Genomic DNA, 4,906 nt, shown 5'->3' with positions numbered 1-4,906 from the left:
CTGAGCAGTGAGCTTGTGATCAGCGACCCACGGACTCTGCGGGTCCTTCGCATTGCACATACCCGGGCGGGCCAGCTTCGCGAACATCGGTTCCAGGACCGAGCGCAGCTTCCGGTTGATCTCCCCGACGAACGGGGACATGCCATCCGCACGTTCGCTACCCAGGGTGAGCCCGCGCATCCGCTCACGATCAGCATCGGTGCTCAACGTGCCGTCCGGGTCCAAGCCCGCCAACAACACTTCCCCCATGACCGGTAATCCTTCGGGGTACCCGGTGGGGGCGAACTCGGTCAGTTGCAGTTCGTTGGCTTCGCGTACGTCGGCGTCGAGACAACCGGGCAACCGGTTCATGACCGTCATGATGCGCCGCACGTGATCGACCCCGATCACCCCTTCGCGGTGGGCTCGGGCGACGTGGGCGAGGGTGGGTTCGAGTTCGACGCCGGAGACGATGCGGGGCCCGGTTTCGACGGCGATGTTGACCCGGGACGCCGCGTCAGCGCGGGAGATCCCGAGGGTTTGGCGCAGAAACACTTTCGGGGACGCCACCCCGCCGCGCTGGGCCAGGCCACGGGTGGTGGTCTCGATGACGTACCGGGTCTCGACCGCTTGGAGCTTGCGCTTACAGGTTTCCACTTCCCGCATCAACGCGATGAATTCATCATCGTGCAGCGGAACGAGCGAGGCGTTCAGGAGGTCATCGACTGCTGCTGTCAGTGCGTGTGCACTGACAGCGGTTGCGGTTTCTCCCCCCGAATTCATACCTCTATTCTACCGCCGGTAATCAGCCCCGGAAAGGTGAATTGTGTTGTGATATAAGGATATTCAGACTGGCAAACCGACCAGCCTCTTTCCCCTTCTTGCTCTTTTCTTGTCTTGCACTTTGGTCGTTTTCTCTTCTTCTCGTCCAGGCGTCTTTGTCTCTTGTTCTGCTATCTCTTCGCCCTACCGAACAAGCAGCGCCACCGGCAGCCGAGCAAACAGCTTCTCCAACCGCGACCGCCCCGAGAACGTATGGCCCGTAAGTCGATCAGTCCAATGCCCCTGGGGCAGATCGAGAACGGTGTCTCCCCACCCGCCAGCCTCATCCAGCCGAATGCTGTGCCGCGTAACAGCGACAATCACCTCGGGAGTCTCACCGTGCCGCCCCCGCGCATACGACACCAAATGCTTGGCATGATCCCCACTGGCGAACAATGGAGCGTATGTCCCCCCGACAAAGCACTCCGGCCGCTCCCGCCGCAACCACAGCGCATAAGCCACAATCCACATCTTCACAGCCCCGGTAGCATCGAGATCCGGTGTCCCGGTCAACGATTGCAACAGCAGCGACCGATGCGTGAAGTCCACAGGCCGCCGATTATCGGGATCGACCAGTGAGTCTTCCCACAATTCACAGCCCTGATAGATATCCGGAATCCCCGGCCCGCACAGCTGCAGCAGTTTCTGAGCCAGCGCATCAGTCCAAGCATGCGCGGCGAGATCGTTGACGAACTCGCCCAATTCGACGCCGATCGGCCCGTCGATCACGGTGTCGATCCACCGATGCACGGCCTTCTCGAACTCGGTATCCGGTTCCTCCCAGGAGGATTGGGTACCGGCCTCGCGAACGGCCTTCTCCGCGAACTGATGCACCCGTTCCCGGAATTTGGGGACGACGGAAGCCGGCCGACCATCAGCGGGCCAGATCCCGTAGATGTTCTGCAGCAGAAAGAGAGTCGTCGCGCCGTCGGGTCCGGGCGCGATCTCGTTCCACGCGCCCACCGACCGCGCCCAGATATCAGGCACCTGCGACAGCATGCTGATCCGGGCCCGAGTGTCCTCACCGCGTTTGGTGTCGTGAGTGGAGAGCGTGGTCATGGTCGCAGGCCAGCGCGCGGCACGTTCGGCATTCGCCAGATGGAATTCGATGACCGAACTACCGAACCGAGTCGGATCGGCCCCCATCTCCTGCAGCGACACCAGTCGCGCGGCGCGGTAGAACATGGTGTCCTCCACCGCCTTCGCGGTGATCGCCCCGCCGACCTGATGGAAGCGCGTGGCAGCCTCGCCGCCGATGGCCAGTGCGGTCGCCAGCACCTGCAGCGGCGCGGTGAGTTCGCTATTGCGCCTTGTCACTTCGGCCACCACGGGCCCGATCGTCCCGGCCAGTGGTGCGTAGTCCGTGCGGGCCACCGGCATGTACGACAGCACTTCGATGGTGGCATTGGTCAGCGCCATGGTGTCGAAGGCGTCGGCGCGCGCATCGCGTTTGATGGCGGCGACCAGGCGGCGGACCTCCGGAACCAGCATGGTCTCGGCGACAGCACGCTTGATCCGGTGCTCGTTCTCGCTGAACCAGGCGCGGTCGCTGCCGTGGCCGGTGAACTGACGTGACAGGTCGGTGAGGATCTTCTCGCCGTCGGGGTCGATGAGCACGCTGCCGATATCGGCCAGTGCGTCGTAACCGGTGGTGCCGTCGACGGGCAGTCCGGCGTCGAGGGGTTCGCCGCGTGCGAGCACCTTCTCCACCAGGAGCAGCCGCTGTGGTCCGATGATCTTGCGCAGCCGGGTCAGGTATTCGGTCGGATCGGACAGCCCGTCCGGATGATCCACGCGCACACCGTCGATGAGGTCGTGCTCGCACCACGCGGTCAGTTCGCGGTGCGTGACCTCGAAGACCGCGGGGTCCTCCTGCCGCAGCGCGGCCAGCCCGCCGACGGTGAAGTAGCGGCGGTAGCCGCACAGTCCGGATTTCCAGTTGACCAGGCGATAGTGCTGCTTGTCATGAATCCGCAGCGCATTCTCTCCGTCGGTGCCGGGCGTAATGGGGAAGCGCATATCGTGCAGCGCCAGCATGGGCTCGAGGCCGCTGCGGTCCACCGACAGCGCCGCCGGATCGTTCTCATTGGCGAGCACCGGCAGTGCGAGCCGCCCGCCCGCGCCATTGGCGGGACTCCAGTCGATATCGAAGTAGTGCGCGTACTTCGACTCCTTGCCGTTCTGCAGGACGTCCCACCACCACGGGTTCTGCCGCGGATCGGCCACGCCGACGTGGTTGGGCACCAGATCGACGATCAGTCCCATGCCGCGGTTGCGCACCTCGTCGGAGAGCGCCTTGAATCCGCCGGGGCCGCCGAGGGCCGCTGACACGGTGGTCGGGTCGGTGATGTCGTAGCCGTGCATGGAACCGCGCGTCGCGGTGAAGACCGGCGACAGGTACAGATGCGAAATACCGAGCTGCTGCAGGTATTCCGCAATGGTGCGGGCGTCGGCGAAGGTGAGCGCGTCGGGGCGCAGCTGCAGCCGATAGGTGCTGCGGACGGGTGTCTGCCGGGCGATGGGGCCGGTGTGATGTTCGGGCGTGCTGGTCATGGCTTGATCGATCATGCCGTACGGCGGAGTACGAGTAGGCAGCGTGCGGGGACTGGCAGGGTCGAGGAGGCGGAATGGGCGGTGTCGGTGGCCGGTCTTCCGGTCGGTGTCGAGCAGTCCAACTCCATCGACCAGGCGGTTCCGTGTTCGGCGGGCGGCAAGGTGAAGTCGATGGCCGCGTCGTGAGCGTTGAAACACAGTAGGAACGAATCGTCGCTGATGCGCTCGCCGTACGGGCCGGGCTCGCGAATACCGTCGCCATTGAGGAACACCGTGAGTGAGCGGCCGAAGCCGGTCTCCCAGTCCGCGTCGATCATCTCCGCGCCGGCGGGGGTGAACCAGGCAATGTCATCGGGATGGTCATGGGTGGTCGCGGGTCTTCCGTCGAAGAAGCGTCTGCGCCGGAACACCGGATGCGCGGTGCGCACGGCGACCGCGCGCCGGGTGAATTCGAGGAGATCGTTATTGGTGTGCATGAGTGACCAGTCCATCCACGACAGCGGTGAATCCTGACAATAGGCATTGTTGTTGCCGCGCTGGGTGCGGCCGAGCTCGTCACCGTGCAGCAGCATCGGGGTGCCCTGGGACAGCAGCAGGGTGGCGAGCAGATTGCGTTGCTGGCGGGCGCGCACCGCGCGGATCTCGGGATCGTCGGCAGGGCCTTCGATACCGTAGTTGCAGGAGCGATTGTAGGTTTCGCCGTCGCGATTGCCCTCACCATTGGCGTCATTGTGTTTCTCGTTGTAGGACACCAGATCTGCGAGGGTGAAGCCGTCGTGCGCGGTGACAAAATTGATGCTCGCGCTCGGTCTGCGGCCGGTGGCCTCGTACAGATCCGACGAGCCGGTGAGCCGGGAAGCGAACTCGCCCAGCGTGGCCGGTTGCCCGCGCCAGTAATCCCGCACGGTGTCACGGTATTTGCCGTTCCACTCGGTCCAGGCGACCGGGAAATTGCCGACCTGATAGCCGCCCTCGCCGACATCCCACGGTTCGGCGATCAGCTTCACCTGACTCACCACCGGATCCTGGTGCACCAGATCGAAGAACGTGGAAAGCCGGTCCACATCATGCAATTCGCGCGCCAGCGCCGCGGCCAGATCGAAGCGGAAGCCGTCCACGTGCATCTCGGTCACCCAGTACCGGAGCGAGTCCATGATCATCTGGAGCACGTGGGGGTGCCGCATCAGCAGGCTGTTGCCGGTGCCGGTCGTGTCCATGTAGAACTGCGGGTCGTCGCCCATCAGGCGGTAGTAAGACGCGTTGTCGATGCCCCGGAAGGACAGCGTCGGCCCCAGGTGGTTGCCCTCGGCCGTGTGGTTGTAGACCACGTCGAGGATGACCTCGATGCCGGCCTGGTGCAGCGCCCGGACCATGGACTTGAACTCCTGCACCTGCTCGCCGCGGGTGCCGCTGGCCGCGTAGGCGTTGTGCGGGGCGAAGAAGCCGATCGTGTTGTAGCCCCAGTAGTTGGCCAGCCCGCGCTCGGCCAGGATCGCGTCGCTGACGAACTGGTGCACCGGCATCAGCTCGACCGCGGTCACGCCCAGCCGCT

The 4,906-nt window shown here is 64.6% G+C and carries 3 protein-coding genes; all 3 read right to left on the bottom strand.

All coding sequences use genetic code 11. The features are described from left to right. Window positions 1-762: DUF222 domain-containing protein (locus JWN03_RS15070; RefSeq protein ID WP_297614859.1), on the bottom strand; the 762-nt coding region annotated here is incomplete at its 3' end. 183 nt (window positions 763-945) lie between these two features. Continuing rightward, complete coding sequence (treY, locus tag JWN03_RS15065) at window positions 946-3,354, bottom strand: malto-oligosyltrehalose synthase (RefSeq protein WP_297614857.1); 2,409 nt, start codon at window positions 3,352-3,354, stop codon at window positions 946-948. An 11-nt stretch (window positions 3,355-3,365) separates the two neighbouring features. Then, window positions 3,366-4,906, bottom strand: a 1,541-nt coding sequence (glgX, locus tag JWN03_RS15060) for a glycogen debranching protein GlgX (RefSeq protein WP_297614855.1), incomplete at its 5' end; no start/stop codon positions are given.

This window comes from Nocardia sp. (assembly GCF_025465275.1).
Lineage (GTDB): Bacteria > Actinomycetota > Actinomycetes > Mycobacteriales > Mycobacteriaceae > Nocardia.
The sequence above is the reverse complement of the archived record's forward strand: the minus strand, read 5'-3'. Positions and strand labels throughout refer to the sequence as shown.